The organism is Bradyrhizobium oropedii, assembly GCF_020889685.1.
In the GTDB taxonomy this organism is placed as follows: Bacteria; Pseudomonadota; Alphaproteobacteria; order Rhizobiales; family Xanthobacteraceae; genus Bradyrhizobium; species Bradyrhizobium oropedii.
Window position 1 is genome coordinate 1 of record NZ_JACMYO010000119.1, and the last position, 26,722, is coordinate 26,722.

The 26,722-nt window shown below is 65.3% G+C and carries 22 protein-coding genes and 2 pseudogenes; 15 read left to right on the forward strand and 9 right to left on the reverse strand.

Annotated features, from left to right (window positions below):
- The first annotated feature begins 247 nt into the window (after positions 1-247).
- From H8A95_RS28015 to H8A95_RS28035, 5 genes are all read left to right on the forward strand, one after another.
- The gene (locus tag H8A95_RS28015; RefSeq protein ID WP_163163345.1) at positions 248-1,264 is read left to right on the forward strand and encodes a Gfo/Idh/MocA family protein; all 1,017 of its coding nucleotides are present in this window, start codon (positions 248-250) and stop codon (positions 1,262-1,264) included.
- Between the two features lie 51 nt (positions 1,265-1,315).
- Positions 1,316-2,467, forward strand: coding sequence for a DegT/DnrJ/EryC1/StrS family aminotransferase (locus tag H8A95_RS28020; RefSeq protein ID WP_229186144.1), 1,152 nt, complete (start codon positions 1,316-1,318; stop codon positions 2,465-2,467).
- A gap of 101 nt (positions 2,468-2,568) precedes the next feature.
- Positions 2,569-4,098 carry a murein biosynthesis integral membrane protein MurJ gene (gene murJ, locus H8A95_RS28025; protein ID WP_229186145.1) on the forward strand — a complete coding sequence of 510 codons (1,530 nt, stop codon included), beginning with the start codon at positions 2,569-2,571 and terminating at the stop codon, positions 4,096-4,098.
- Between the two features lie 128 nt (positions 4,099-4,226).
- A complete protein-coding gene (locus H8A95_RS28030) occupies positions 4,227-6,536 on the forward strand; it encodes a xanthine dehydrogenase family protein molybdopterin-binding subunit (RefSeq protein WP_229186146.1) in 2,310 nt (769 codons plus the stop codon).
- 103 nt (positions 6,537-6,639) lie between these two features.
- Positions 6,640-7,086: a c-type cytochrome gene (locus H8A95_RS28035; protein ID WP_163155353.1), complete on the forward strand. Its 447-nt coding sequence runs from the start codon at positions 6,640-6,642 to the stop codon at positions 7,084-7,086.
- 84 nt (positions 7,087-7,170) lie between these two features.
- On the opposite strand, the gene H8A95_RS28040 is transcribed toward H8A95_RS28035, so the two are convergent.
- Positions 7,171-7,593, reverse strand: a complete 423-nt coding sequence (locus H8A95_RS28040) for a CHRD domain-containing protein (RefSeq protein WP_229186147.1) — start codon at positions 7,591-7,593, stop codon at positions 7,171-7,173.
- Positions 7,594-7,759: 166 nt separating this feature from the next.
- Between H8A95_RS28040 and H8A95_RS28045 the strand changes: the two genes are divergently transcribed.
- On the forward strand, positions 7,760-8,698 hold the full coding sequence (locus H8A95_RS28045; protein ID WP_229186148.1) for a c-type cytochrome: 939 nt from the start codon (positions 7,760-7,762) through the stop codon (positions 8,696-8,698).
- Positions 8,699-8,722: 24 nt separating this feature from the next.
- Here H8A95_RS28045 and H8A95_RS28050 read toward each other — a convergent pair whose 3' ends face one another.
- Both H8A95_RS28050 and H8A95_RS28055 read right to left on the reverse strand, forming a co-directional pair.
- A complete protein-coding gene (locus H8A95_RS28050) occupies positions 8,723-9,076 on the reverse strand; it encodes a DoxX family membrane protein (protein WP_229186149.1) in 354 nt (117 codons plus the stop codon).
- A gap of 20 nt (positions 9,077-9,096) precedes the next feature.
- Positions 9,097-9,771, reverse strand: a complete 675-nt coding sequence (locus H8A95_RS28055; RefSeq protein WP_229186150.1) for a hypothetical protein — start codon at positions 9,769-9,771, stop codon at positions 9,097-9,099.
- A gap of 125 nt (positions 9,772-9,896) precedes the next feature.
- On the opposite strand from H8A95_RS28055, the gene H8A95_RS28060 reads away from it, so the two are divergent.
- Positions 9,897-10,502, forward strand: coding sequence for a TetR/AcrR family transcriptional regulator (locus H8A95_RS28060; protein WP_163155347.1), 606 nt, complete (start codon positions 9,897-9,899; stop codon positions 10,500-10,502).
- Positions 10,503-10,543: 41 nt separating this feature from the next.
- On the opposite strand, the gene H8A95_RS28065 is transcribed toward H8A95_RS28060, so the two are convergent.
- On the reverse strand, positions 10,544-10,789 hold the full coding sequence (locus H8A95_RS28065) for an Lrp/AsnC ligand binding domain-containing protein (RefSeq protein ID WP_016845986.1): 246 nt from the start codon (positions 10,787-10,789) through the stop codon (positions 10,544-10,546).
- Between the two features lie 183 nt (positions 10,790-10,972).
- Between H8A95_RS28065 and thiD the strand changes: the two genes are divergently transcribed.
- The 4 genes and pseudogenes from thiD (at position 10,973) to H8A95_RS28085 (ending at position 15,069) form a co-directional block, all read left to right on the forward strand.
- Positions 10,973-11,770 (forward strand): bifunctional hydroxymethylpyrimidine kinase/phosphomethylpyrimidine kinase, encoded by a 798-nt coding sequence (gene thiD / locus H8A95_RS28070; RefSeq protein WP_229186151.1) that lies wholly within the window; start codon positions 10,973-10,975, stop codon positions 11,768-11,770.
- Positions 11,771-12,120: 350 nt separating this feature from the next.
- Entirely contained in the window at positions 12,121-12,933 is an 813-nt protein-coding gene (locus tag H8A95_RS28075) for a UDP-2,3-diacylglucosamine diphosphatase (RefSeq protein WP_021078021.1), read from the forward strand.
- A pseudogene (locus H8A95_RS28080) lies at positions 12,930-14,022 on the forward strand (glycosyltransferase family 4 protein). Before H8A95_RS28075 ends, H8A95_RS28080 begins: the two are co-directional and overlap by 4 nt.
- A 57-nt stretch (positions 14,023-14,079) precedes the next feature.
- Entirely contained in the window at positions 14,080-15,069 is a 990-nt protein-coding gene (locus H8A95_RS28085; RefSeq protein WP_229186152.1) for a threonine/serine dehydratase family protein, read from the forward strand.
- A 71-nt stretch (positions 15,070-15,140) separates the two neighbouring features.
- Here H8A95_RS28085 and H8A95_RS28090 read toward each other — a convergent pair whose 3' ends face one another.
- The 3 genes from H8A95_RS28090 to H8A95_RS28100 form a co-directional block, all read right to left on the reverse strand.
- Complete coding sequence (locus H8A95_RS28090) at positions 15,141-16,700, reverse strand: caspase family protein (protein WP_229186153.1); 1,560 nt, start codon at positions 16,698-16,700, stop codon at positions 15,141-15,143.
- A 117-nt stretch (positions 16,701-16,817) separates the two neighbouring features.
- A complete protein-coding gene (locus H8A95_RS28095) occupies positions 16,818-17,171 on the reverse strand; it encodes an ADP-ribosylation/crystallin J1 (protein WP_229186154.1) in 354 nt (117 codons plus the stop codon).
- Between the two features lie 10 nt (positions 17,172-17,181).
- Positions 17,182-18,477 carry a hypothetical protein gene (locus tag H8A95_RS28100; RefSeq protein ID WP_229186155.1) on the reverse strand — a complete coding sequence of 432 codons (1,296 nt, stop codon included), beginning with the start codon at positions 18,475-18,477 and terminating at the stop codon, positions 17,182-17,184.
- Positions 18,478-18,552: 75 nt separating this feature from the next.
- Between H8A95_RS28100 and H8A95_RS28105 the strand changes: the two genes are divergently transcribed.
- Positions 18,553-19,755: an MFS transporter gene (locus tag H8A95_RS28105; RefSeq protein ID WP_229186156.1), complete on the forward strand. Its 1,203-nt coding sequence runs from the start codon at positions 18,553-18,555 to the stop codon at positions 19,753-19,755.
- A gap of 26 nt (positions 19,756-19,781) precedes the next feature.
- Here the strand turns inward: H8A95_RS28105 and dgcA are convergent, their stop codons facing one another.
- Positions 19,782-20,783 carry an N-acetyl-D-Glu racemase DgcA gene (dgcA, locus tag H8A95_RS28110; RefSeq protein ID WP_229186157.1) on the reverse strand — a complete coding sequence of 334 codons (1,002 nt, stop codon included), beginning with the start codon at positions 20,781-20,783 and terminating at the stop codon, positions 19,782-19,784.
- Positions 20,784-20,924: 141 nt separating this feature from the next.
- Between dgcA and H8A95_RS28115 the strand changes: the two genes are divergently transcribed.
- The 3 genes from H8A95_RS28115 to H8A95_RS28125 all read left to right on the forward strand — a co-directional run bounded on the left by H8A95_RS28115 (position 20,925) and on the right by H8A95_RS28125 (position 23,839).
- Positions 20,925-22,058 carry an MlaE family ABC transporter permease gene (locus tag H8A95_RS28115; RefSeq protein ID WP_229186158.1) on the forward strand — a complete coding sequence of 378 codons (1,134 nt, stop codon included), beginning with the start codon at positions 20,925-20,927 and terminating at the stop codon, positions 22,056-22,058.
- A 2-nt stretch (positions 22,059-22,060) separates the two neighbouring features.
- Positions 22,061-22,831 (forward strand): ABC transporter ATP-binding protein, encoded by a 771-nt coding sequence (locus tag H8A95_RS28120; RefSeq protein ID WP_229186159.1) that lies wholly within the window; start codon positions 22,061-22,063, stop codon positions 22,829-22,831.
- A 141-nt stretch (positions 22,832-22,972) separates the two neighbouring features.
- Positions 22,973-23,839 carry an MlaD family protein gene (locus H8A95_RS28125; RefSeq protein ID WP_229186160.1) on the forward strand — a complete coding sequence of 289 codons (867 nt, stop codon included), beginning with the start codon at positions 22,973-22,975 and terminating at the stop codon, positions 23,837-23,839.
- A 265-nt stretch (positions 23,840-24,104) separates the two neighbouring features.
- Here H8A95_RS28125 and H8A95_RS28130 read toward each other — a convergent pair.
- Positions 24,105-26,722: pseudogene (locus H8A95_RS28130) on the reverse strand (apolipoprotein A-IV repeat region-like domain-containing protein); the annotation flags it as partial.

Here is a 26,722-nt window from a genome sequence, read left to right on the forward strand (position 1 = left end):
CGAACGGTTCCCGCGCTCGAAAGTAGGGCGCGGGCGATGTAACTCTTTGAATCAAAACGTGTCCGGATTTCGTTGTTGGCATTCGCCACATTTGTGACACCGTGCTATAGCGGCTGCCAACGACGCGGAGTGATTTGCGCCAAAGGCGCAGATCGGGAAGAGGGGCCTTGGTGCTGATTTCCTCGGAGCCGGTGGGGCTCCCTGAGAAGCCGGGACAACCGCCAGAACGTTACTTGGGGTCTACGATATGAATGCAAAAGTGTCCGCAGCCGGCGCGAAGGCCGATATCGGCCGCGCATTGCGCGTCGGCGTGATCGGCGCAGGCGTGATGGGCAGCAACCATGCCCGCGTGCTGGCCGGCCTGCCCGGCGTCCTGCTGATCGGCATCGTCGATCCGCTCCCGGAACACCGTACCCGCGCCATCGACCTGGTCGGCTGCCGCGCCTTTGAAACCCTCGATCAGTTGTTCGCCGAGGGCATCGATGCGGTGACGATCGCAGCCCCCACCCACCTTCATCACGAGATCGCGCTCGCCTGCATCGCACGCAACATCCATATCCTGGTCGAGAAGCCGGTCGCATCCACGGTTGAAGAAGGCCGCGAGATCGTCGCTGCCGCCGAGCGGGCCGGCGTCACGCTGATGGTCGGCCATGTCGAGCGTTTCAATCCGGCGGTCGCCGCGATCAAGCAGGCGATCTCGGGTGAGGACATCCTGTCGATCGGCATCACCCGGGTCGGCCCGTTCCCGCCGCGGATGTCCAATGTCGGCGTCGTGATCGATCTCGCCGTGCACGACATCGACCTGATCCGCTGGTTCACCGAGTCTGATATCGTCGAGGTGCAGCCGCAGCTCTCGAGCGCGGTCGCCGAGCGCGAGGACATCGCGCTGCTCCAGTTCCGCACGGAGTCCGGCGTGCTCGCCCACATCAACACCAACTGGCTGACGCCGTTCAAGGCGCGCAACGTGACGGTCGCGACCCGCGGCAAATATGTGATGGGCGACCTGCTCACGCGTCAGGTCACCGAATGCTTCGGCTTCAAGCCCGACGGCAGCTATTCGATGCGTCATCTGCCGGTCGGTCACGACGAGCCGCTTCGCGCCGAGCTGATCGCCTTCCTGGATGCCGTGCGTAGCGGCAAGCTGCCGGCGGTGTCCGGCGACGAAGGTGTGGCGAGCCTCGAGATCGCGATCCGCTGCCTGGAAACGCCCGCCCGGCCTGCCGCCTCGACGATGCGCAAGGGACCGCGCCGCATCGCCGGCTGATCGTCATTCACTGGCTGATTGTCATTCATTCAACACGTGCAAAGAGCTTCCATGAACCAGCATATGCAGCTTGAGCCCATTCCCTTCATCGATATCGCCGCGCAGCGTCGGCGGCTCGGCAAGTCCGTCGATGACGCGGTCGCGCGCGTGCTCGACCATTGCCAGTTCATCAATGGTCCGGAAGTCTCCGCGCTGGAGAAGGCGCTGGCGGACTATAGCGGGGCCAAGCATGTGGTGAGCTGTGCGAGCGGCACCGACGCGCTTCTGATGGTCCTGATGGCGAAGAATGTCGGCCCGGGCGATGCGGTGCTGTGCCCGACCTTCACCTTCTGTGCGACCGGCGAAGTCGTGACGCTGACCGGCGCGACGCCGGTTTTCGTCGATGTCGACGAAGAAACCTTCAACATCGACATCAATTCGCTCAAGCGCGGCATTGCTACGGCGCGGGCGCGCGGGCTGAAGCCGGTGGCCGTGATCCCGGTCGATCTGTTCGGCCAGAGCGCCGATCACGATGCGATCGCCGCAGTCGCCGAGGCCGAGGGCCTGTTCGTGCTCGATGATGCCGCGCAGGGCTTCGGCGCAACCTACAAGAACCGCAAGCTCGGCACCTTCGGGCTCGCGACCGGGACCAGCTTCTTCCCGGCAAAGCCGCTCGGCTGCTTCGGCGACGGCGGCGCGATCTTCACCGATGACGAGGAGCTCGCACGCACGCTGCGCAGCATCCGCGTGCACGGCCAGGGCTCGGACAAGTACGACAACGTGCGGCTCGGCCTCACGGCGCGGCTCGACACCATGCAGGCGGCGATCCTGCTCGAGAAGCTGAAGATCTTCGACGACGAGATTGCCGCACGCAACAAGGTGGCGGAACGCTATTCGCGCGCGCTCGGCAACCTCGTCGCGGTGCCGCGCCTTGCTCCGGGCTGCACCTCGGTATGGGCGCAGTACACCATCCGTCTGTCCGAGGGCATCGATCGTGACGCTTTCGCGGCGGCCCTGAAGGCACAGGGCGTGCCGACCATGATCTATTATCCGAAGTCGGTCCATCAGCAGACTGCCTACAGCCACTATCCGGTTGCCGACGGCGGCCTGCCGGTCAGCGAGCGGCTGTCGAAGGACGTCATCGCCCTGCCGATGCACCCCTATCTCGACGAGGCGGCGCAGGACCGCGTCATCGCGGCTGTGCGCAGCGCGCTACAGGCATGATCCCGAAAAGTGGTTTCCGGTTTTCGGGCTGGATCATGCCTAGATCGTTAACGGCCTGATACGTCATTTTGACCTAGGGTGATGATGCGCTAGAAGCAGCCATGCTTGGGCGCATCTTCACCGTTGGCGGCTATACCCTGCTATCGCGGGTCACCGGGTTCGCGCGCGACATCATGCTCGCCGCGATCCTCGGCGCCGGGCCGGTCGCCGACGCCTTCTTCGTGGCGCTGCGGCTGCCCAACCATTTCCGCGCGATCTTTGCCGAAGGCGCCTTCAACGCCGCCTTCGTGCCGGCCTATGCCCATGTCCATGGCGAGCGCGGCGAAGTGTCGGCGCGGCTGTTCGCCGACCGCATCTTCACGCTGCTGTTCGCCTCGCAGGTGATCCTGCTTGTGGTGGCGATGGCGTTCATGCCGCAGGCGATGAGCCTCCTTGCGCCGGGCTTCACCGAAGACGCCGCGCAGCGCAAGCTCGCGATCGAGCTGACGCGGATCACCTTTCCCTATCTGCTGCTGATCACGCTGGTGACGCTCTACGGCGGCATGCTCAACGTGATGCATCGCTTCGCCAGCGCCGCCGCAGCGCCGATCTTCCTCAACCTCGCCATGATGATGACGCTGGCGCTGGCAGCGTTCTTCCCGAGTGCCGGCCATGCTGCGGCCTGGGGCGTGCTGATCTCGGGCTTCCTGCAATTCTTCCTGCTTGCCGGCGACCTCGCGCGCCATGGCGGCCTGCCGCGATTCGCGCCGCTCAAGCTCGACGAGGACGTCCGCGCCTTCTTCCGCGCGCTGGGGCCGGCGACGCTCGGCTCGATGGGCACGCAGGTCGCGCTGTTCGCCGACACCATCATCGCGACCTTCCTGCCGGCGGGCGCGCTGTCGGCGCTCTATTATGCGGACCGCCTCAATCAATTGCCGATCGGCGTAATCGGGATCGCGATCGGGACCGTGCTGCTGCCGGAGATGTCGCGGCGCCTGACCGCGGATGATCACACCGGCGCCATGGCCGCGCAGCGTCGCGCCTTCGATTTCACGCTGCTGTTTTCGGTGCCGTTCGTGGCGGCGTTCCTGACCGTCGCCGATCCGATCATGCGCGCGATGTTTGCCCGCGGCGCCTTCTCGAAGGCCGATGCCGCAAGCGCCGGCGCCACGCTCGCGGCCTATGCTGTCGGGCTCATTCCCTTCGTGATGATCCGCAGCGCGGTTGCGACCTTCTACGCCCGCAAGGACACCGCAACGCCGGTCAAGGCGGCGTTGACCGGGGTCGCGGTCAACGTCGCGCTGAAGATCGCGCTGGTCGGCACGCTGGCGCAGGTCGGGCTCGCGCTCGCGACCGCTGTTGGCGCCTGGGTCAATCTGTTGCTGGTGCTGATGTTCGCCATCCGCCGCGGCTATCTCGAACTCGATCGCGCGCTGATCCGCTCGTTCGGCACCTTCGCACTGTGCGGCTTGCTGCTCGCGATCGCATTGTGGCTGACCTCGCATTTCGCGGTGGTGTGGTTCGCCCCGATGCAGATCTTCCGCGACGAAATGATCCTGCTGCTGCTGATCACGGTCGGCGCCTTCGTCTACGCCTTCCTGATCCTCACGCTGTTCGGTCGTGGCTGGCTGTTCGCGCTGCGCCGCGTATAGTTTTGCCTGTCAAATCAAATGCATAGGAGCCGACCGTGTGATAGCGCCACGTGCGGCGGAAAGCGGTTTGCGCTTCGCGGACAACCACGCCAATATGCGTACAAACAACCAAGGCAATTGGAGAGACGATGGCAGCTCCCATCAAGTTCGGCGTCGGACAAAGTGTGCGGCGCAAGGAGGATGACGCTCTGATTCGCGGCAAGGGCCGCTATACCGACGACGTCGCGCCGTCTCCCGCATTGCACGCGCTGATGCTGCGCTCGCCGCATGCGCACGCGACCTACACCATCGACGCCGGTAAGGCGCGCGGCATGCCCGGCGTGGCGCTGATCCTGACCGCGGCCGATGTCGCCGAACTCGGCGGCCTGCCGTGCCTGTTCAATCTCGAGACCGATCCGTTCATCGCGCCGCCTTATCCGATCCTCGCCAAGGATGAAGTGCGTCATGTCGGCGACGCCGTCGCCTTCGTGGTCGCCGATACCGTCGATCACGCCCGTGATGCGATCGAGGCGATCGATGTCAAATGGACGCCGCTGCCGGCGGTGGCAGGTCTCGTCAATGCGGTGAAGAAGGGTGCGCCGCAGGTTTGGCCGGACAAGCCCGGCAATCTGCTGTTCGACGTCTCGATCGGCGACAAGGGCGCCGCAGAGGCCGCGTTCGCCAAGGCGCATGCGGTGGCCGAAATCACCATCGTCAATCCGCGCGTCATCACCAATTTCATGGAGACACGCGCCGCGGTCGCCGAGTACGACGCCAGGAAGGATCATCTGACGCTGACGATCGGCAGCCAGGGCAGCCATCGCCTGCGCGAGATTCTTTGCGACATGATCCTGAAGATGCCGAAGGAGAACATGCGGGTGATCTGCCCGGATGTCGGCGGCGGCTTCGGCACAAAACTGTTTCCCTATCGCGAATATGCGCTGATCGCGGTCGCGGCGCGCAAGCTCAAGAAGTCCGTCAAATGGACCGCCGAGCGCTCCGACCATTTCATGGGCGACGCGCAGGGCCGCGACAATCTCACCACGGCGAAGATGGCGCTCGCCGAGGACGGCAAATTCCTCGGCATGGATGTCGACCTGATGGGCGACATGGGCGCCTATCTCTCGACCTTCGCGCCCTATATCCCGCATGGCGGCGCCGGCATGCTGCCGGGCCTCTATGACATCCAGGCCTTCCATTGCCGCGTCCGTACCGTGTTCACCAACACGGTGCCGGTCGATGCCTATCGCGGCGCCGGCCGCCCGGAGGCCGCCTACGTCATCGAACGGCTTGTGGATGCTGCCGCGCGAAAACTCGGCATGACGCCCGATGCCATCCGGCGGAAGAACTTCATCCCACCGAAGTCGCTGCCCTACACGACCGCGACCGGCAAGGTCTACGATTCCGGAGATTTCGTCGCGCATATGAAGCGCGCGATGGAGATCGCCAACTGGAAGGAGTTTCCGAAGCGCGCCAAGGCCGCCAAGAAGGACGGCCTGGTGCGGGGCATCGGCATGGCGAGTTATGTCGAGGTCTGCGGCACCATGGGCGAGGAGACCGCCAATGTGGCGCTCGATCCCAATGGTGACATCTCGATCCTGATCGGTACGCAGTCGAGCGGGCAGGGCCACCAGACCGCCTATGCGCAGATCGTCGCCGAGCAGTTCGGCGTGCCGCCCGAGCGCGTCCATGTGCTGCAGGGTGACACCGATAAGATCGCGACCGGCCTCGGCACCGGGGGCTCGGCATCGATCCCGTCCGGCGGCGTCAGCGTGCAGCGGGCGACGCATGAGCTCGGCAACAAGCTGAAGGAGCTCGCCGCGCAGGCGCTGGAAGCCGGCGCCGGCGACCTCGAGATCGCTGACGGCCGCATCCGCATCGCCGGCACCGACCGCTCGGTCAGCTTTGCCGATCTCGCCAAGCGTCCCGGCGGCGATACCTCGAAAATGAATGCGAGCGCGACCTTCGCGAGCGCCGACGGCACCTATCCGAACGGAACGCATCTCGCCGAAGTCGAGATTGATCCCGCCACCGGCATCATCAAGATCGTCAACTACGTCATCGTCGACGATTTCGGAGTCACGCTCAATCCGCTGATGCTCGCGGGCCAGGTTCATGGCGGCGCGATGCAGGGCATCGGGCAGGCGCTGATGGAGCAGGCGGTGTACAGCCCGACCGACGGTCAGCTCGTCACTGGCACCTTCATGGACTACGCGATGCCGCGTGCCGCCGACGGTCCGTCCTTCGTGTTCGAGACCCACAACGTGCCGTGCGCGACCAACCCGCTCGGCGTCAAGGGCGCGGGCGAGGCCGGCGCGATCGGCTCGTGCCCGGCGATCGTCAACGCGATCGTCGAGGGGCTGCATCGCGAGTTCGGGATCGACCACATCGATATGCCGGCGACGCCGGAGCGGGTCTGGGTCGCGGTCCGTGAGGCGCAGCGCCGCCATAATCTCTGATAAATTGTCGCAGGCGGAATGAAGATTCCGTCTGCGGTGTTTGCAAACCAGACCGGCCGCGCACCTGCGGACCGGGACAGATCGGAATTGAGGGGTTTTGCCGATGAAGCGGATTGTCGTCGTTGCCGCGATGCTTGCCTTGAGTGCCGGTGCGGTCGTAGCCGACCAGAATCAGGTCAAGCTGACCCAGGCCCAGATGAAGGAAACCGGCAAGAACGCCGGCGCGCTCGGTGCCATGATCAAGGGCGAGAAGCCCTATGACCAGGCAACCGTCGACGCCGCGCTGGCGAAGTTCGAAGATACCGCCAAGAAGCTGCCGACGCTGTTCCCGGAAAGCTCCAAGGGACTGAAGACGGATGGCGACTACTCGGCCGGGCCGAAGATCTGGGAAGACAAGGCCGGCTTCGAACAGCACATCGCGAGCTATGCCAAGTCCGTCACTGATGCCAAGGGCAAGATCAAGGATGTCGACACGCTGAAGGCGGAGCTGACCGTCATCGGCAAGCAGTGCGGCGGCTGCCACGAGACCTATCGCCTCAAGAAGGGCTGATTGCCTTCCGGTCAATCAAAAGGGCGGACGCCGTGAGCCGTCCGCCCTTTTTTGTGCCGGCCGTTTCTTGTTGGAGTTATTTCGTTACTTCGTCACCTGACCGCGGATCTCGCCGCCCGGGTTGGCTGCGGTGTGGATGTTGACATAGTACTTGCCGGCGAGCAGGTCGGCGGCCTGCGCGTCGGTCAGCGTTGCGCTGCCTTCGACCGGGCTCGACGTCGCGTTCGAGATCGCGATTGCGACACCGGAATTCTTGCCGGCGTCGGCGGGGCCATGGAAATGCGCGGCGGTGGCCGGGCCCGAGAGGCCCGAATAGGTCACCTTCCAGCTGAGCTTCTTGCTGGCGGCATCGTAGTCGATGTCGGCGGTGCCGGTGCCGGCGCTGGTGTTTGCGGGTACTTCGGACTTGCCGTCCAGCTTGGCGTGCAGCTTCTCGGCGAAGGCCGGACCGGCGAGGGCGATGGCGGCGCCGAGTGTCAGCGTGGCTAGCAAGGTCTTGTTTGGCATGGTTCTCTCCCCTTTTGACGTCACAGGACGGTTGCAGTCTTCAACAGCCGCTTCGGCGATTTATTCCCAAAATGATCGTGAGGTGCGGCAAATTTGATGAGAGCTTGTACGAGTGCTTGTCATCATACTGGTCGATACGCTGAAGCGACCAATGACGGATCGGTGAATGTTGCGACGAATTCTTCTCCTGGCCGGCCTCGCCGGCCTGATCGGCTTTGGCGTGTACTGGTGGCTGACGATCCCCGCGACCGTTGCTGCGAGCGCGCTGCCGGCCTACCAGCCCAATCTGGCCAACGGGCTCACAACGTTCAATGCCGGGGGATGTTCCTCCTGTCATGCCGTGCCGAAGCAGGATGACCGCACCAGGCTCGGCGGCGGGCTCGCGATACCGTCGCCGTTCGGCACCTTCTACGCGCCGAACATCTCGCCCGACCCGAACGACGGCATCGGCCGCTGGAGCGAGGCTGATTTCGTCACCGCGGTCATGAAGGGCACCTCGCCGTCGGGGACGCACTATTTTCCGGCGTTTCCCTATACGTCCTATCAGCACGCCAGGGTCAACGATGTGCGCGACCTGTTCGCCTATCTGAAGACCTTGCCGCCGGTCGCCGGCAAGGTGCGCGACCACGATGTGCGGTTTCCCTTTGACATCAGGCGTAATGTCGGCGTCTGGAAATTCCTGTTCATGGACGGCAAGCCGTTCGTCGCCGACGCCAGCCGCTCGGCGCATTGGTATCGCGGCGCCTATCTCGTCAACAGCCTCGGCCATTGCGCCGAGTGTCACAGCCCGCGGAATTTCCTCGGCGGCATCATCAGCTCGCAGCGCTTCGCGGGCGGCCCGAATCCGGAGGGCGAAGGCTGGGTGCCGAACATCACACCGAGGGGGCTCTCGGACTGGAGTGTGAAGGATGTCGCCCATTTCCTCGAGAGCGGACAGACGCCGGACGGCGATAGCGCCGGCGGATCGATGGTGCGCGTGATCCGCAACACCTCGCAGCTCTCGTCGACCGATCGCGACGCGATCGCCGAGTACATCAAGTCGTTGCCGCCCGTCGAGGGACCGCCGAAGCCCGTGCGCAAGGCGGACAAGACTGATCCTTCCTGATTGCGCCGGGTGATGCGCGGCCTGCTATCCGCGCCACGCACCGGCGGCAATGACCATCAAGCCACCGGCAATCGCGAGGTCCTTGAAGAACAGCGTCCGTTCGGCCTTGTCGGCGAGGTCGAGGTGAAACCCGAACGCGGTCGCAAGGCAAAACAGCGCCAGCGCGCCGGCGGCATATGACGGCTGCCAGCCGATCAGTAAAGCCAGACCCGCACCAAGCTCGAGCGCGATGACCAGCGGCAGCAGCATGCCGGGAATATGGTGTGCCGCCATATGGTCGAGGAACGGCTTCGGGCCAGCGATCTTGGCTGCACCGGCAAGGATGAACAGCAATGCGAGCAGGCTTCTTCCGGCAATCGAGACCATCGTGATCGGCATCGGGGGATCCTCCGGGCTGGTTATTGGCTGTTCCGAGCGTGGTTTTGGGCCTGTGAAGCGAACAGGACGGCGGACAGGATGAAGGCAAAGACGAAGAAGATCGTCCGTCCCAGGACCAGCGTTTTCGCCTGCTCCATCGGCGTGACCGAAATCAGGATACCAAAGGGGATGTAGCACCACAGCACCACCGCGATGGTCCTGCCGAGCCTGCCGAATTGCAGGAAGCCGAACGAGAACAGCAAGACTGCGAGATAGCTGGCGTGAAACTTGACCTGGGAGGCGATCATCTGCAGCTCGCCATCGGCCGGCGACAGCGGCAGCCCGTTCTGGATCGCATGCACCATCGTCATGATGTGATGGTTCTCAACGCAATCGAGGATGAGCGTGAGCATCAAGGAGGCGAGCGCTGTGCCCAGCAGGTAAGGGTCCAGGATCGCGCGCAGCCGGGCGGCCAGCACGATGAAAAATGCGCCGTAGAAGATCATGAAGAGGTTGTCGAGCCCGAGATTGAGCCGCAGGCCGAACGGCACAAGGGGGGTCTCCAGATACGCGGCATAGGCTTCGACGGAGCGGGCGCTCTGGAAGAAGTCCTGCGAACCCCTGGTGGTGAGGATGCCGACCACCATGATGGCGACAGTCAACGCCGCCAGCGCCGCCAGAATGGCGAGCGTACGGTCCAATGGCCTGCTCTGCATGATATAGCTGCTCCTCGCGCGTCCGTCCGACACGCTGATTTACAAATATCGACTGCTATCTGAAAATAGATATCATTTGGTATCTGAAAATCAATCGGTATTTGTAGATTCGGGAGCCCAATCCGTTGCCAAGGCTAAATCGCGAGGAAAGTCAGGCCCGTACGAAGAACCTCCTGATCGAGGCTGCGCGCGAGGAGATAATCAAGAAGGGGTTTGCGCAGGCCTCCGTGCGCGACATCGCCGACGCGGCCGGATTTTCGCAGGGCGCGTTCTATTCGAATTTTCCCGACAAGGAGGCGATCCTCCTCGAACTGGTGCAGCGGCACCAATCCGAGGAGCGAGCAAAAATCGAAAGCGTATTGGGACAGACGTCGAGCGAGCCTGCGAAGGTGATGGCGGGCCTCGAAAAATGGGCTGCCACCGCCAATTCGGATCCCGGGTTTGCCGTGCTGGCGATCGAGCTGCAATTGCAGGCGCTACGCAGTCCGACATTCGCGCAAGGCTATAACGAACTCAACCGCAAGCACCGCCGTGCCCTTGGCGTGCTGGTCTCGCGCCTGTTCGAGTTGCTCGGCAAGCAGGCGCCGGCCGATCCCGTCGAGATCGCCACCGGCTTCATCGCACTGGGCCGCGGCATGGCGCTCCTGTCGAGGGGCGGCGAAGTGAGTCGCAGCGGCCGGATCGTCGTCACGTTCCTGAAGGCGCTGATCGACTCGGCGCCGGCCGCCTAGCGGCGCGCGTTCCCAATTGGGCAGGGACGAAGATCGATGCTCTACTTCGCGCCGAACGCCTTGAAGGTGATGATGGTGAGGGTGTCCTGGATGCCCGGGATCACCTGAACCTTCTCGTTGATGAAATGGCCGATGTCGGTGTCGTGGTCGACGTAGAACTTGACCAGGAGATCGTAATTGCCCGCGGTGGAATAGATCTCGGACGCAATCTCGGCTTCCGCCAGCGCATTGGCGACGGTGTAGGACTGGCCGAGCTTGCATTTGATCTGGACGAAGAAAGGAACCATCAAAGTCGTCTCCGGGGATTTCCGCGACTATAGGCCAAAAACCGGCGGCCGACGCAAGGGGGCAAGAGGGGGCCAACTCGCGGTAAAGTCAGGCGAACTTGCCGCCGATGGGCGGCCGGGCTAGGACAGGCCTATGGTCTCAATCGTGACGGTCTCATTCCTGTCGATCGCCGGTGCTGCAAGATGACGCCGGTTGCGCTCACCATTGCCGGCTCGGATTCCTCGGGCGGGGCGGGCATCCAGGCCGACCTCAAGAGCTTTGCCGCGCTCGGGGTCTATGGCGCCTCCGCCATCACCGCGCTGACCGCGCAGAACACCACCGGGGTCAGCGGCATCCATCCGGTGCCGGCGTCATTCGTCACCGCCCAGATCGATGCGGTGTTCTCCGACCTCAAGGTTGATGCGGTCAAGATCGGCATGGTGGCGCAGGCCGAGACGATCGCAGCGATCGCCGATGGGCTGAAGCGCTGGGCGCCGCGCCATATCGTGCTCGACCCGGTGATGGTCGCAACGTCAGGCGATCGGCTGCTTGCCGCCGAGGCCGTCGATGCGTTGAGGACCAAACTGTTTCCGCTGGCGTCGCTGATCACGCCGAACCTGCCGGAAGCGGCGGCGCTCTTGAACGAACCGGTCGCCTCGAACGAGGCCGACGTCGCGCGACAAGGCCGGCGATTGCTGGCGATGGGATGTCGCGCGGTGCTGGTCAAGGGCGGTCACGGCCACGGCGCGGACAGCATCGACTATCTGATCGATGGCGAGCGCAGCATCGCGCTCGCGGCACCGCGCATCGCCACATCAAACACGCATGGCACCGGCTGCTCGCTGTCGTCGGCGATCGCAGCAGGGCTCGCGAAGGGCGAGGCGATGGAGACCGCCGTGCGCAACGCCAAGGCGTGGATCACCGCAGCGATCGCCGCCGCCGATCGCTTCACCGTCGGCCACGGTCATGGGCCAGTGCATCACTTCCACAAGTATTATTGAAGCTCGGTAGCCCGGATGTAGCCAACGGGTCGCGCGGATGCGCGCCCGATGACAGCTCCGCCAAAATCCAGGAGCGGATCATCCGCTGACGAAGACCCGGATCACGCTGCGCTTCATCCGGGCTACATATTCGACGTGCCAAATATTCAATCGCTTGTTGTTCCGCTGCGATGTGCAGGCAACACGACGCCTGTTCGACACAGCCACAACTGCCCATGTCGCCAGATTGTCGCACGCCGCTGTTATCCGCAGTGGAGGGGCGTACTGCTGATTCTCGTTAACTGTTTGTGGGGCCTTGGGTCGCGGGGATCGTCATCGCCTTGTCACAGGAATCTGTTAGGTGCACAGGCATGGGAAGTGACTCCTTGAGTGAAGAAAGCCCCGAGCGGCGCTTTCGCACTTTGTTTATCTCCGATGTCCATCTCGGAGCCCGCGGTTCGCAAGCCGACCGCCTGCTGGACTTCCTCCGCTCTCACGACGCCGACACGATCTACCTCGTTGGTGATATCGTCGACGGCTGGGCGCTGAAGTCGAACTGGTACTGGCCGCAGACCCACAACGATTTCGTGCAGAAGATGCTGCGCAAGGCGCGCAAGGGCGCCAAGGTGATCTACGTCCCGGGCAACCACGACGAGTTCCTGCGCAAATATTACGGCACGCATTTCGGCGGCATCGATGTGGTGGAGAACACCGTTCACACCGGCGCCGACGGCAAGCGCTACCTCGTGATCCACGGCGACATCTTCGATCTCGTGGTGCAGAACGCGCGCTGGCTCGCCCATCTCGGCGACAAGGCCTACGACTTCGCGATCCAGATGAACAGGTTCGTCAACTTCTTCCGCAAGATGTTCGGCGTTCCCTACTGGTCGCTGTCGCAATGGGCCAAGCTGAAGGTCAAGAAGGCGGTGAACTATATCGGCGCGTTCGAGGCGACGCTTGCGGGCGAGGCGCGGCGTCACGGCTGCGACGGCGTGATCTGCGGCCACATCCACTACGCGACGATTCATGACGAGCACGGCATCCGCTACATGAATTGCGGCGACTGGGTGGAGAGCTGCACCGCGCTCGCCGAGCATGAAGACGGCAGCTTCGAGATCATCACCTGGACCGATCCGGTGCGCCGGATTGCGCCAGTTCCGCGAGTGACGGCACGCGCTGCATGACGCATATCCTGGTCGCGACCGATGCGTGGCATCCCCAGGTCAACGGGGTTGTCCGCACGCTGACCATGATGGCACAGGCGGCGAAATCGCTCGGCGTCGAGGTGAGCTTCCTGACGCCGGACGAGTTCCGCACCTTCGCGATGCCGAGCTATCGCGATCTCAGGCTGGCGCTGCCTTACCAGGCCAAGGTCGCAAGCCTGATCGAGGCGGCCAAGCCCGACAGCATCCACATCGCGACCGAAGGCCCGATCGGGCTTTCGGTCCGCCGTTATTGTCGCCGACACCGCCTGCCGTTCACGACGAGCTTCCACACCCGCTTTCCGGAATACGTCTCGGCACGGACGCCCGTCCCCGAGGCCTGGGTGTGGCGGGCGCTGCGCTGGTTCCATCGGCCGAGCCGGGCGGTGATGGCCGCCACCCCCGGCGCTGGCGGCCGAGCTGCGCCAGCGCGGCTTCCGCAACGTGGTGCTGTGGTCGCGCGGCGTCGATACCGCGCTGTTCCATCCGCGCGATGTCGATCTCTGCCTGCCGCAGCCGGTCTACCTCAGCGTCGGCCGGGTGGCGGTGGAGAAGAATCTCGAGGCATTCCTCGATCTCGATCTGCCCGGCACCAAGGTCGTGGTCGGCGACGGACCGGCGCGGGCGGCGCTGGAGCGGAAATATCCGGAAGCCGTGTTCCTCGGCGCCCGTCATGGGGAAGAATTGGCTGAGATCTATGCCGCAGCCGATGTGTTCGTTTTCCCGAGCCGGACCGACACCTTCGGCCTCGTGCTGCTCGAGGCATTGGCGAGCGGCCTGCCGGTTGCCGCTTTTCCGGTCACCGGTCCCCGCGACGTGATCGGCTCTGCGCCGGTCGGGGTTCTCGACGAGGATCTGCACCATGCTTGCCTCGAGGCGCTCAGCATCCCGCGGCAGGCCTGCGTCGAGTTCGCCGCGCTCCACACCTGGCAGGCGTCGGCCCGGGTGTTCATCGACCGCTGCATGAACGTTCGTCCCGCTGCGCCCGACGGCGAGGGGGAGGCGATCGAATTCGGTGCCGAAGAGCACCATTTCGCGGCCCTGCCGGCCACCCAGCCGACCTCGCACTAGACAAACTCACGCTAAAGCGTCTTGCCGGGCTGCGCTCCGCCGCGATACAAACTGCGGATGACGGACACCACCTTAAATCCACCCGTCGCTGCCGCGGACATCGATGCCGCCGCAAGGGTGGTCGCGCCGTTCGCGGTGCGCACGCCGCTCCTGACCTTCCCCGTTCTCAACGAACGCGTCGGCACCAAGGTCTTTCTCAAGCCCGAGATGCTGCAGCGGACGGGATCGTTCAAGTTCCGCGGCGCCTTCAACAAGCTCGCCTCCATTCCGCAGGACAAGCGGAGCGGCGGCGTCGTCGCGTTCTCCTCTGGCAACCATGCCCAGGGTGTGGCCGCGGCGGCCAAGATCCTCAACATGCAGGCGACCATCGTGATGCCCGCGGACTCGCCGCTCACCAAGCGTGAGCGGACCAAGTCCTATGGCGCCGAGGTCGTGCTGTACGATCGCGATCGCGACGACCGTGCGGCCATCGCCAGCGGCATCGCCAGCAAGCGCGGCGCAACTTTGGTGCCTCCCTACGACGATCCCTTGGTGATCGCGGGCCAGGGCACCGCCGGTCGCGAGATCGCCGAGGACATGGCGGCGCTCGGGCTGACGCCCGATATCGTCGTGGCGCCGGCTTCCGGCGGCGGATTGATCGCCGGCGTTGCCACCGCGGTGAAGGCGAAATATCCGCAGGCCCAGGTGATCGTCGCCGAGCCCGCGGGCTATGACGATCACGCATTGTCGCTCAAGGTCGGCCATCGCGAGGCGCATCCGGCCGCGGCGCGCACCATCTGCGATGCGCTGATGGCGATGATGCCGGGTGAGCTCACCTTTGCCATCAACAGCAAGCTGCTCGCGAATGGCGTCAGCGCCTCCGACGACGAGGTCGGTGCTGCCGTGGCATTCGCCTATCGCGAGCTGAAGCTCGTGGTCGAGCCCGGTGGCGCGATCGGGCTCGCGGCGCTGCTGGCAGGGCGGATCGACGCCAAGGGCAAGAACGTCGTCATCGTGCTCTCGGGCGGCAATGTCGACGCCGACCTGTTCGCGAAGCTCGTCGCCTGACGCCAGCACTTTTTGAAAAGAAGCGGGGGCAGGGCGATGATCGCTCTGCCCCAGTTTCTTTCTGCTGCGGATCAGTGCCTGAAGCCGCCACCATGGCCGCCGCCCATTCCGCTGAAATGCGAACCTGATGAGCCGGAATGGAAGGCGGTCTGGCCGCCGCCTGATCTCATCCGGTTGACTGGCGTGCTCTGCCGCTCGGCGCGGACATGCTGCCTGCCGTTGCCCTTCATGATCGGGTTCGACGTAGTCTTGCCGGCATTCGCCGCGGGAAGGCTCGCGATCTTGCCTTTGCCGATTGAGTTCGCCATCCCGACCGGCTTCGCTCCCGGCGCGGGCATGGTCACGATCTTGCCGATCGCGCTTTGCGCGCCTGCATTGATCGGCTGGAATGCCTGATGATTTGACAGCCGCGTGAACTGCATCAACGGCACGACTTTCGGCTGCGCCTGCAACTTCAAGGCCTGCTGCGCGTAGGGGCTGCCAGCGAAATTGTCGTGGAAGGTCTTGTAGGCGAACGGCGTGTTGGCAAGCACCGCCTTGTGCCAGGCAGCGACCTGCAGCCAGTTCGTCAGCAGGAAGCGAATGCGGTCACAGAGCAGATCGCGCGGGTAGAGCCGGATGAACTCCTCATAATAATCCGGCCGGCCTTCCGACAGCACCAAGTCATAGGCCTGCCGCACCGAGCGGTTCGGCAGGTTCGAGGCCATCTGCACGACCGGGCCGTTCGCTGGCGCACGGGCCGAGGCAACGGCCGTGTCGCCGAAGAAGTAGAAATCGGAGGTCAGCGACGAGCTTTCCCACGGCGTCTGGCGGCCGTCGGTCGTCGAGTTGACCTCGAGGCGAACGCGCTTGAACAGCTGCTCGATCGGCAGATTGGGCTCGCGCGCCAGGCGCAGGAAGGCGTTGGTGTAGGGGCTGTGGCCGTTGTTGCCGTCCTGCGCCTCCATGCCGGGTGCGGTCGAATAGCCGACGATCGAGCCGTTCGGCGCGTCGACGACGGCAAGGCCGCGGCCGGCATCGTTGACGTTCGGAAACGGGTTGTTGCGGCAGGCGTCGAGCACCACGATGCGCATCCGGCTCGGGATGTTCTCGAGCGTGCCCATCACGTCGACCAGGCGCACCGCATTCCCGTCGAGGTCGGAGGGCGTTGCGATCTTCGCGTCGACCGGAATCAGATAGTTCTCGCCGGCGAGCTGCACGCCGTGGCCGGCGTAATAGATCATCGCGACGGTGTTGGGGCCGCGCGCGGCGACCTTGTCGGAAAAATCCTGCAGCACTCTCATCATGTCGCGCTGCCTGAGGTCGGTTGCGGAGATCACCTCGAAGCCGGCTGAGTTCAACAGCTCGGCCATCGATTGCGCATCGTTGTCGGGATTGGCGAGCTTCGGTGCGCTCTCATAGTTCGCATTGCCGATCACGAGCGCAACGCGCTGCTCGGGGCCGCGCAACGTGCCCGGTGTCGCCGCAGCAGACGTCGCCGGCGAAGCGGCTTGATCGGCGGATTGTGCCGGCATCTGCGCTGCGTTGCCGACGGTGATGTTGCCGGTCTCGGCAAATCCAGTGCCGGGCGCACCGAGGCTCAACAGGCCGAGCAATGCGGCCGATATCATCATGGATTTCAGGCGGACCATGGCGCGCTCCCAGGCTGACCCGGTGCAGGACCGGTCGCAGAGAGGCTAGGCGCGGATGCGGCCGCGGTACGTGAGCTAGGTCACGCAGCGCGGCTGGTCAGTGGGAGGCAAGCTGCCTCAAGGGAAGCGGCTGATGATCTCGATTGGACCGATGATCGCAGCATTGAACGCCGGCAAGTCCTCCGCGGGGATCCAGTATTCGAGATGTGCGCGGCCGCCGGCCTCCTGCACATCATAGCGATCGATGAAGCTTCGCTTGACCTGAAACCGCGTGACGAATCCGGCGCCGCTTGCAGGTACGTTCCAATCGCGCGCGATCTTTGCCGCGTACTCTTCCGTCAGGATCGGATGGAAAATCGGCTGATCGGGAAGCCGCGGAGGAAAGCCGCGCATGCCACTCTGTTCGATCAGCGCAAGCTCCTGGGGTCCCACGGGGCGCCAAAGCGTGATCGTGTCGGTGTCGTCGGGCATTGGATCGCGCCTACGAGAAGAACGCGATCTTCTCGGCCTGGCTCATGCGGCGGATCGGCGCGAGCGGATCGTTGGCCGCGACGCTCGGCTTCTTCAGGAGGCCGCTGGCGATGATGGTCGAGCCGAGCGAGATTTCTGCTGCGGGAGCAGGGGGCGCCTCAACGGCCGGCGGGAGCGGCGCCGGTGCGGGGGCTGGCGCTTCGGCAACCGCCGTAGTCTCGGCAATCGGCGCTGCCGCAGCGAGCATTGGCTGCTCGGCCTTGATCTCCACCTTCAGCTCGGGCGCCGGCGTAGGCTCGGGCTGAATTGCGGGTGCAACCATTTCAGGTTCGGCCGCCATCGCCTCGGCAACACGCATCTCCTCGGCGGCGCGCATTTCTTCTGCGATCGCCTCTTCGTCGATCGGATCGGGCGCGCCCATCTCCATCGCGATGAGGTCGAGCACTGCTTCGTCCTGCGCGTCGGCGGCTGCCTCATCGGTGACGCGGGCAAGCTCTGCGGCTTCGGCCTCGGCCAGTGCGGCTTCGGCCTTGATCCATGCTTCGCTCGGCTCCGGTATTGCGGCCGGAGCAGGTTCAGCAGGCGGCGTCGCAGCGGCCTCCTTGGGCGGCGCTGACGGCGTAGCCGCGATCGTGGCATCGGGGGCCGCGCTTTCGGCCGCAGCGCTATCAGCCGCCTGTGGCGGCGAGGGGGCCGCTGCGGGTGGTTCCGCAACCGGAGCCTCGGCCACATCTGGTGCGGCCGCGGGCGCGGCCTTGTCCGGATCGAACTCGCTGAGCCGGCGGGCGAGCGCCGCGAAGCCGGCATCCAGCACGGCCTTGGCGTCGTCCATCGAGACCTGCGCGGCACCAGCCTCGATCGCGCTGGCCTGCGAATCGATGATGTCGCAGATCCGGCCGTCATTGCCGATCTCGCGCAGCCGCCAGGAAATTTCCCGAATCACCCGCACGCCCTTGCGCACCGGCGCGAGGGTCTGCTCGAAGCTGAGGCCGTCGAGCGATGCGATGGCGGACGCCTGGGTTGCCTCGATCGCACCGCGGAGGGCGGCCAGCGCCTGCGCCAGCTGCTCGTCCCTGATGGCCGCTGCGGCGGCTTGCCGCTGCGCGCTGAGGCTCTCCTCGATCCGCGCCACGGCATCGAGCACCATGCGGGTGTCCGCATTGCGGTTGCGCTTGGCGTATTCGCCGAGGAACCAGCGGCCCCGCGAGGTTTCCATGAAAGCCGCGCTGATCGCAGCATAGTCCTCCTCGCTCGGCAGGGCCGCGCGGGCGGATATCGGCGACAGGGCGAATGCTTCTTCGGCCATCACAATCTCTCCGCGCAAATCACTGCGCGTTACGCTAACGATCACCACGATATCGCGCGAATCGCAATTGAATTGATGTCTTCCGAATCACAAATCCCCATTGCAGCAAAAGTCGCATCGCGGCGATTCGCGCGCAGCCTCGCGGCATTCTATGCCACGCTGTTCGGCGTGACCGGGGTCCACCTGCCGTTCTTCACGGTGTGGCTGAAGGCGATCGGCATCGATGCCACCTGGATCGGCATCATCACCGCGGTGCCGCCGGTGACGCGCTTCACCGTGCTGCCGCTGGTCACCGCCGCGGCGGAGCGCCGCCAGATGCTGCGCGGCGCGATCGTTGCCACCAGCTTTGCCACGGCGTTCGGCTTTGTCCTGATCGGCACCCGGCATCAGCCGTTCCTGGTGCTTGCGGTCTATGCGCTGACCTGCTGCGTCTGGACGCCGACGATCCCGCTCACCGACGCCTATGCGCTGCGCGGCGTCAGGCAATACAGCCTCAGCTACGGACCGCTGCGGCTCTGGGGCTCGGCCGCGTTCGCGGTCTGCGCACTCGTCTGCGGGTTCTCGCTCCGTTATGTCGCGGAGGTCGATCTGATCTGGATCATCACCACCATGACGGTGCTGAGTGCGGTGGTCGCGCTGATGCTGCGGCCGCTCGGCCGTCCGGCGGGCAACGCGGCGTCGACCGGTGGTGCACGAAAGCTGCTGCGCGATCCCGCCTTCCTCGCCATCATCGTGTCCTCGGCGCTGATCCAGGGCAGCCACGGCGCCTACTACATCTTTGCATCGATTGCCTGGCGGCAGGCCGGTTTCAGCGGCCTGACGATCGCTTGCCTCTGGGTGCTCGGCGTGATCGCCGAGATCGTGCTGTTTGCGCTGTCGCCGCGCTTCACGCTACGGTCGACGACGCTGGTGATGATCGCGGCCGCCAGCGCCGTGGCGCGCTGGGCGATCACCGCGCAGGATCCGCCGCTTGCGGTGCTTGCCGCGGTCCAACTCGGACACGGGCTGAGCTTCGGCCTGACGCAGGTCGGGATCATGGGTCTGATGGTGCATCACGTGCCGGTTCACGTGATGGCGCGCGCGCAGGGCTATCTCACCGCCTGCGGCGGCATCGTCGCGAGCACCACGGCGATCGTCAGCGGCATGGTCTATGCGCGCTTCGGCCTCGGCGTCTACGACATGATGGCCGCCATGGCGGCCATCGGCGGGCTCGTGATGTGGTTGTCGCGCAGGCGCTTCATAGCGTTTTCAAGCGAAGTGGGCACCGGTTCGCGCTAAGAAAACGCGTCAAACAAGAGAGTCCATTATCCCCAGAGCGCGGCGTCGGGCGGATAGACCAGGCTGCCCTCGTAGCGCAGGCCGTTGTCGCGGTCCCTGGCCAGCAGCAGCGGGCCGTCGAGATCGACGAAGCGCGCGGCTTGCGCGATCAGCATTGCCGGCGCCATCGCAAGCGAGGTCGCGACCATGCAGCCGATCATGATCTCGAAGCCGAGCGCGCGGGCGGCATCGGCCATCGCGAGGGCTTCGGTCAGTCCGCCGGTCTTGTCGAGCTTGATGTTGACGGCGTCGTAGCGGCCGCGCAGGCCCTGGAGCGAGGCGCGGTCATGCACGCTCTCGTCGGCGCAGACCGCAACCGGGCGCTTGATCCGCGCCAGCGCTTCGTCCTTGCCCGCCGGCAGCGGCTGCTCGATCAGCGTGACGCCGGCATCGGCACAGGCCGCGAGGCTGGCGGCGAGGTTGTCTTCGGTCCAGGCCTCATTGGCGTCGACGATCAGCTCGGATGCCGGTGCCGCCTTGCGCACGGCGGCGATCCGCGCGCCGTCGCCATCGCCGCCGAGCTTGATCTTGAGCAGCGCACGGTGGGCAGCCTTGGTGGTGGCCTCTGCCATCGCCTCGGGCGTGCCGAGCGAGATCGTATAGGCGGTGGTGCGCGGCTCCGGCGCGGGGCGGCCGAGCAGGTTCCAGATCCGCTTGCCGGCGCGTTTGGCCTCCAGATCCGCCAGCGCGCAATCCAGCGCATTGCGGGCGGCGCCGGCAGGCATCCGGGCCTGCAGGGCAATGCGGTCCATGCCGTCGGCGAGCGCCTCCTGCATCGCCTCGATCGCCCGCAGCGTCGCCTCGGGCGTTTCGCCATAGCGCGGGTAGGGCACGCATTCACCGCGGCCAATGAGGCCGCCCTGGCTCACCTCGGCGACGACGACAACGGCCTCGGTCTTGGCACCGCGGCTGATCGTGAAGGTCCCCGCGATCGGCCAGTGCTCGATGCGACCGGTCAGGGAAATAGCTCCGGGAGGGGTGGAAGTCATTTTAAAGTCTACTATTTCCTGAACCGTAGCTTGCGACGCGCAACCAACTATGGCTGGTTAGTGACAGATTCGACAAGCCGATCCGGCGTCGCCGGAGATCTGCGTGAGCGGCGGCCAGCCGGCTTGAGGGGTAGGCAAAAGGTGAGCGGCGACCCGACACTGGAGCGGATAGCCCAAGGCGAAGGACTGGCGTTGTGCGCGGCGGGCAACTGGACGGCCCGCTTTGCACCCGCGCTCGAGCGGATCGTCTCCGACGCCGAGAAGCTGCGCGGCAGCCGTCCCCACATCTTCATCGACGTGTCGCAGGTCGCGAGCCTCGACACGTTCGGCGCGTGGCTGATCGAGCGGCTGCGCCGCAGCCTCAGCGATGCCAGCGCGGAAGCTGAGATCGCGGGCCTCTCCGCCAATTATTCCAGCCTGGTCGACGAGGTCCGCCGTGTCGGCCCTGCGCCCAAGGCCGCGAGCGAACCGCTGTTGATATCGGTCATGTTCGAGCAGATCGGGCGCACCGTGGCCGGGATCGGCGGCACGATCATCGGCCTCGTAGACATGCTCGGCGCAGTGCTGGCCGCGGCCGCCAAGGTGCTGGTCCATCCGCGCAGCTTCCGCTTCACCTCGACGGTGCATCACCTCGAGCAGGTCTGCTTGCGCGCCGTGCCGATCGTGGTGCTGATCACCTTCCTGATCGGCTGCATCATCTCGCAGCAGGGCATCTTCCATTTCCGCAGGTTCGGCGCCGACATCTTCGTCGTCGACATGCTGGGCGTGCTGGTGCTGCGCGAGATCGGCGTGCTCCTGGTCGCGATCATGGTCGCGGGCCGCTCCGGCTCGGCCTATACCGCCGAGCTCGGCTCGATGAAGATGCGCGAGGAGATCGACGCGCTGCGCACCATGGGCTTCGATCCGATCGAGGTTTTGATCCTGCCGCGCATGCTGGCGCTGGTGCTGGCGCTGCCGATCCTGGCCTTCCTCGGCGCGATGGCCGCGCTCTATGGCGGCGGCCTGGTGGCGTGGCTCTATGGCGGCGTCGATCCGGAGGCCTTCCTGCTCCGCCTTCGTGATGCCATATCGATCGACCATTTCATCGTCGGCATGGTCAAGGCGCCTGTGATGGCGGCGGTGATCGGCATCGTCGCCTGCGTCGAAGGGCTGGCGGTACAGGGTTCGGCGGAATCGCTCGGACAGCACACCACCGCGTCGGTGGTGAAAGGGATATTCTTCGTGATCGTGATGGACGGCGTGTTCGCGATCTTCTTCGCCTCGATCGGGATGTGATCATGGCGGAGCGGGACATCGACGCCATCATCCGGGTCCGCGACGTTACCGTTCAATTCGGCAACACGCGCGTGCTCGACGGCCTCGACCTCGACGTCAAGCGCGGCGAGATTCTCGGCTTCGTCGGCCCCTCGGGCGCCGGCAAGTCGGTGCTGACGCGCACCATCATCGGCCTGGTGCCGAAGGTCTCCGGCCGCATCGAAGTGTTCGGCGTCGATCTCGACGCAGCGAGCTCGTCGCAGCGTCGCGCCGTCGAGCGGCGCTGGGGCATCCTGTTCCAGCAGGGCGCGCTGTTCTCCTCGCTCACGGTGCGCCAGAACATCCAGTTTCCGGCGCGCGAATATCTGCGCGTCTCGCAGCGGCTGCTCGACGAGATCATGGTGGCGAAGCTGGTGATGGTCGGTCTGAAGCCCGAAGTCGCCGATCGCTATCCGTCGGAACTGTCCGGCGGCATGATCAAGCGCGTCGCGCTGGCGCGCGCACTCGCGCTCGATCCCGAGCTCGTGTTTCTCGATGAGCCGACGTCGGGCCTCGATCCGATCGGCGCCGGCGATTTCGACGAGCTGGTGCGCACCCTGCAGCGTACTTTGGGGCTGACCGTTTTCATGGTAACCCACGATCTCGACAGTCTTTACACCGCGTGCGACCGTATCGCCGTTTTAGGGAACGGTAAGATCATTGCTGCAGGATCGATCGCCGACATGAAGGCATCGCAGCATCCATGGCTGCAGCAATATTTCAACGGCAAGCGCGCCCGAGCCGTTGTGGCCTAGCTCATGATCCCGAAACTGGAGACCGGTTTTCCGACGAGATCATGCGCCAACAGGAATTCGACGGGCTCGAACGCAGGCCGGCTGCGCGAGAGCCCAAGAGTAATTCAAGAGTAATTCAAGAGCGATGAACGCGAGCAATTGATGGAAACGCGGGCGAACTACGTGTTGATCGGGGCTTTCACGCTGGCGGTGATTGCCGCTGCGTTCGGCTTCGTGCTGTGGTTCCAGAGCCTGCACACCACCAAGCAGCGCAGCCCCTTGCGGGTGATCTTCGAGGGGCCGGCATCGGGCCTGCGCAACGGCGGCAACGTCAATTTTAACGGTATCCGGATAGGGGAAGTGGTCTCGGTCAAGCTCGACAACCCGCGGCGCGTGGTCGCGCTGGCGATGATCGAGAACAACGCACCGCTCCGCAAGGACACCCTGGTCGGCCTCGAATTCCAGGGCCTCACCGGCGTCGCCGCGATCTCGCTGAAGGGCGGCGAGGAGGCCGCCCCGCCGGTGCCGCTGGATGAAGACGGCATCCCGGTTCTGACCGCCGACCCCAACGCGTTGCAGGACGTCACCGAGGCGATCCGCGCCACCCTGCAGAACGTCAACCGCATCGTCGCCGACAATCAGCAGTCGGTGAAGAACTCGCTGAAGAACCTCGAGGTCTTCACCCAGGCGCTGGCGCGCAATTCCGAGAAGATCGACAACGTCATGCTCAAGGTCGACGGCGTGATGGGCAAGGCCGACAATCTGATGCTGGGCCTCAACGCGATCGCCGGCGGCAACAATGGCAGCGAGCTGAACCTGATGGTGAAGTCGATCCGCGAGCTCGCCGACAACGTCGACAAGCGGACCAATCTCCTGATCAACGACGGCCGCCGCACGCTGGCCGACATCAGCCGCGCCGTGAACAATTTCGACCGCAACCCGAGCCGGGTGATCTTCGGCGGCAGCAACAACGCCGCACCCGAGCCGGCGCCGGCTCCGGCAGCGCCGGGGCCGCGGCGGCGGCAGTGAGCCGGCGAGTGGTGAGTGGCGAATAGCGAATAGTTTTCCTGCCCGCCAGAACCGTCATTGCGAGCGAAGCGAAGCAATCCATGCTTCCCAGCGCTCGGTGACAATGGATTGCTTCGCTTCGCTCGCAATGACGGTGGTTGGTGCCAGCGCGCGATTGCAGATGTGCAGTCTGCGCTTCAGCTAGCTAGCCCAAACAAAACGGAGGCCGTGAGGCCTCCGTTTTCCATTCGCTATTCGCCACTCGCTATTCGCGCACTTCGCTAATTCACCCCAGCCGTCCCGCAGCGTGGGCGAGCAGGGTGTAGACCAGCCCGGTCTCCGAGGTCAGGTGGCTGCTCAGCTCCTGCTGGCCGCGGCCGTCGCGGGCGACTTCATCGAGCAGGCGCTCGAATTCCGCGATGTAGCGGTCGACCGTCTGCTTGAAGCCGCGGTCGGCGCGGTACTTGCGAGCCACCTCATCGAACGCCTTCTGGCCGGCCGGCGTGTAGAGGCGCTTGGAGAACGCCTTGTTCTCGCCGCGCTGGTAGCGATCCCACATCTCGGCCGCAAGCGTCCGGTCCATCAGCCGGCCGATGTCGAGCGACAGCGACTCCAGCGGATTGGCGGCCGGCTGCTGTTGCGGACGCGGGCGCTGCTGAGCATCGCGGCCCTGCGGGGCAGGCGGCGGTGCGTCGCTGCGGTTGAGCAGGTCGGACAGCCAGCCGTCGCCGTTGTTGGGGCTCGCCGGGCTGACCGACGGGGCCTCGGTGCGGCGCGACGATGCCATGCCGAGATCGGGCGGCGGCAGCGTCGAAGCGCTGTTGCCATTGTCCCGCATGCGTGCGTCGTCCCGCATGCGCACGTCGCCGCGGCCACCGGCGGCAGCAGCCATCACCGGCTCTTCGTGGCGGACGCTGGCGCGGTTGGTCGAGACCACGTCGAGCCCGCGGCCGTGATGGGCCACGATGCGGTTGAGCTCGGCCAGCGCCTCGATCTGGTCGACGATCACCTTGCGCATCTGCGCGGTGTTCTCGGCAGCCTCCTGCGGCATTTCCAGCACGCCGCGGCGCAGCTCGTTGCGGGTGGCCTCGAGCTCGCTGTGCATCTCGCTCGCCATCTGCTTCATCGCCGTGACCATCGCGGAGAACTTCTCCGTCGATTCCTTGAACATCGCATCGGTCTCGGCGTTGCTCTGCTGGTACAGGTCGTTCATCGCATCGACGGTCTGCTGACGCTCGTTCTCGGCCGCCTGGCGCACCGCCTCGAACTGCCTGCTGATCGCAGCCGAACCGGCGCCTGCGGTCTCCGCCACCACGCGCGCGATGTCGCGGGCGCGTTCCTCGGCCGCGCCGAGCGATTCATCGAGCAGCCCGGTGAAGCGCGACAGCCGCTGGTCGAGATCGGTGGTGCGCAGGTCGATGGTCGTGACCAGCGATTCCAGCGCCGACTTGCGCTCGCTGACGGAGGCCGTCGTCGAGCGGTTGGCCTGCTCGACCACGGCAGCCGCATCGATCAGCGCCTTGCCATGGGTCTCGAACTGGCTCGACAGCGCGCCGAGATCTTCCAGTGCCTTGCCGGTCTTGCTGTTGAACACCGTCAGCTGGTCTTCCAGCGTCTGCGTCGCCACGCCGTTGCGCGAGGTGACGTCGTTCATGGCGGACACGAAGTCGGCCACGCGAGTCACCAGCGCGCGCTCCAGCGAGTTGAGGTTGTCGTGGGCGCCGGTCAACACTTCCTGCAGCAGGATGTTGCCCTCGCGCAGCCGCTCGAACAGCGCGACCGTGTCGGTGCGCAGGATCTTGCTGGTCTCCTGCATTTCGGTGACGGCCGAGATCGAGACCTGGCGCGACTGGTCGATCGCCGCGCGCGAGGCCTGCTCGAGTTCCTTGAGCGACTTCGACACCGCGCCGGTCGCCTGGTCGCCGGCCGAGGTGATGTTGCGCGCGACGTCGCCGCCATGCGCCGACATCGACTGCGAGAAGGCGAGGCCGCGGGTTTCGATCGCCTTCAGCGCGTCCGCAGTGGCGCGATCCATGTCGGCCGAAAGCTGCGTGGTCTTGGCGGTCAGCGCTTCGACCAGCGAGCCGCGGCGGCCGTCGACCATCTGCGACAGACGCTCGGTCTGCTGCTGCACATAGGTGACGATCTCGTCGGTCTTGCCGGTCATCGCCGAGCCGAATGCGCTGGAGGCGGACAGCACCGAACGTTCGATGTCGGCCGAGGTCGTCTTCACCTTGGTCGAGACCTCGTTGGACATGGTGATCAGTGCGGCCTGTGCGTTCTGCGCAGAGGTCTGGATGTTGTCGGTGGTCTTGGCCGTGACCGAACCCAGCGCGCGCTCGATGTCGGTCGAGAGCGTGCGGATCTGGGCGGCGGCATCGGCGGAGGTCGCCGCAAACGAGCTCTGGGCCTCGCGGGCGCTGCTCAGGATGGTCTGCGCAGTCTCCGCGCTGGTCGTGGTCAGCGAGCGTTCGATCTCGACGGAGATCGCGCGCATCTGGGCTGCGGCCTCGCTGGACGTTGCCACGAACGAGGTCTGGGCATCGCGGGCGCTGCCGATGATCGACTGGGCGGTGTTGGTGCCGACCGACGTCAGGGTGCGCTCGACATCGGCTGCCAGCGACTTGACGTGGTTGGCGGCCTCCGTGGATGCGGTGACGAGGGTGTTCTGCGCCTCGCGGGCGCCGGCCGTCAGCACCTCGACGGTGCCGGAACCGGCCATCGACAGTGCGCGCTGAATGTCGGCGGCAAGCGTCGACACCTTGCTGGCAGCGTCGGTCGAGGCATTGACCAGCGTGCTCTGGGCTTCACGCGCGCCTGCGGTGATCGATTCCGCGGTGGCGGAGCCGGCCATCGACAGCGAGCGCTCCATGTCGGCGGCGAGCGTGCGGACCAGATCGGTGG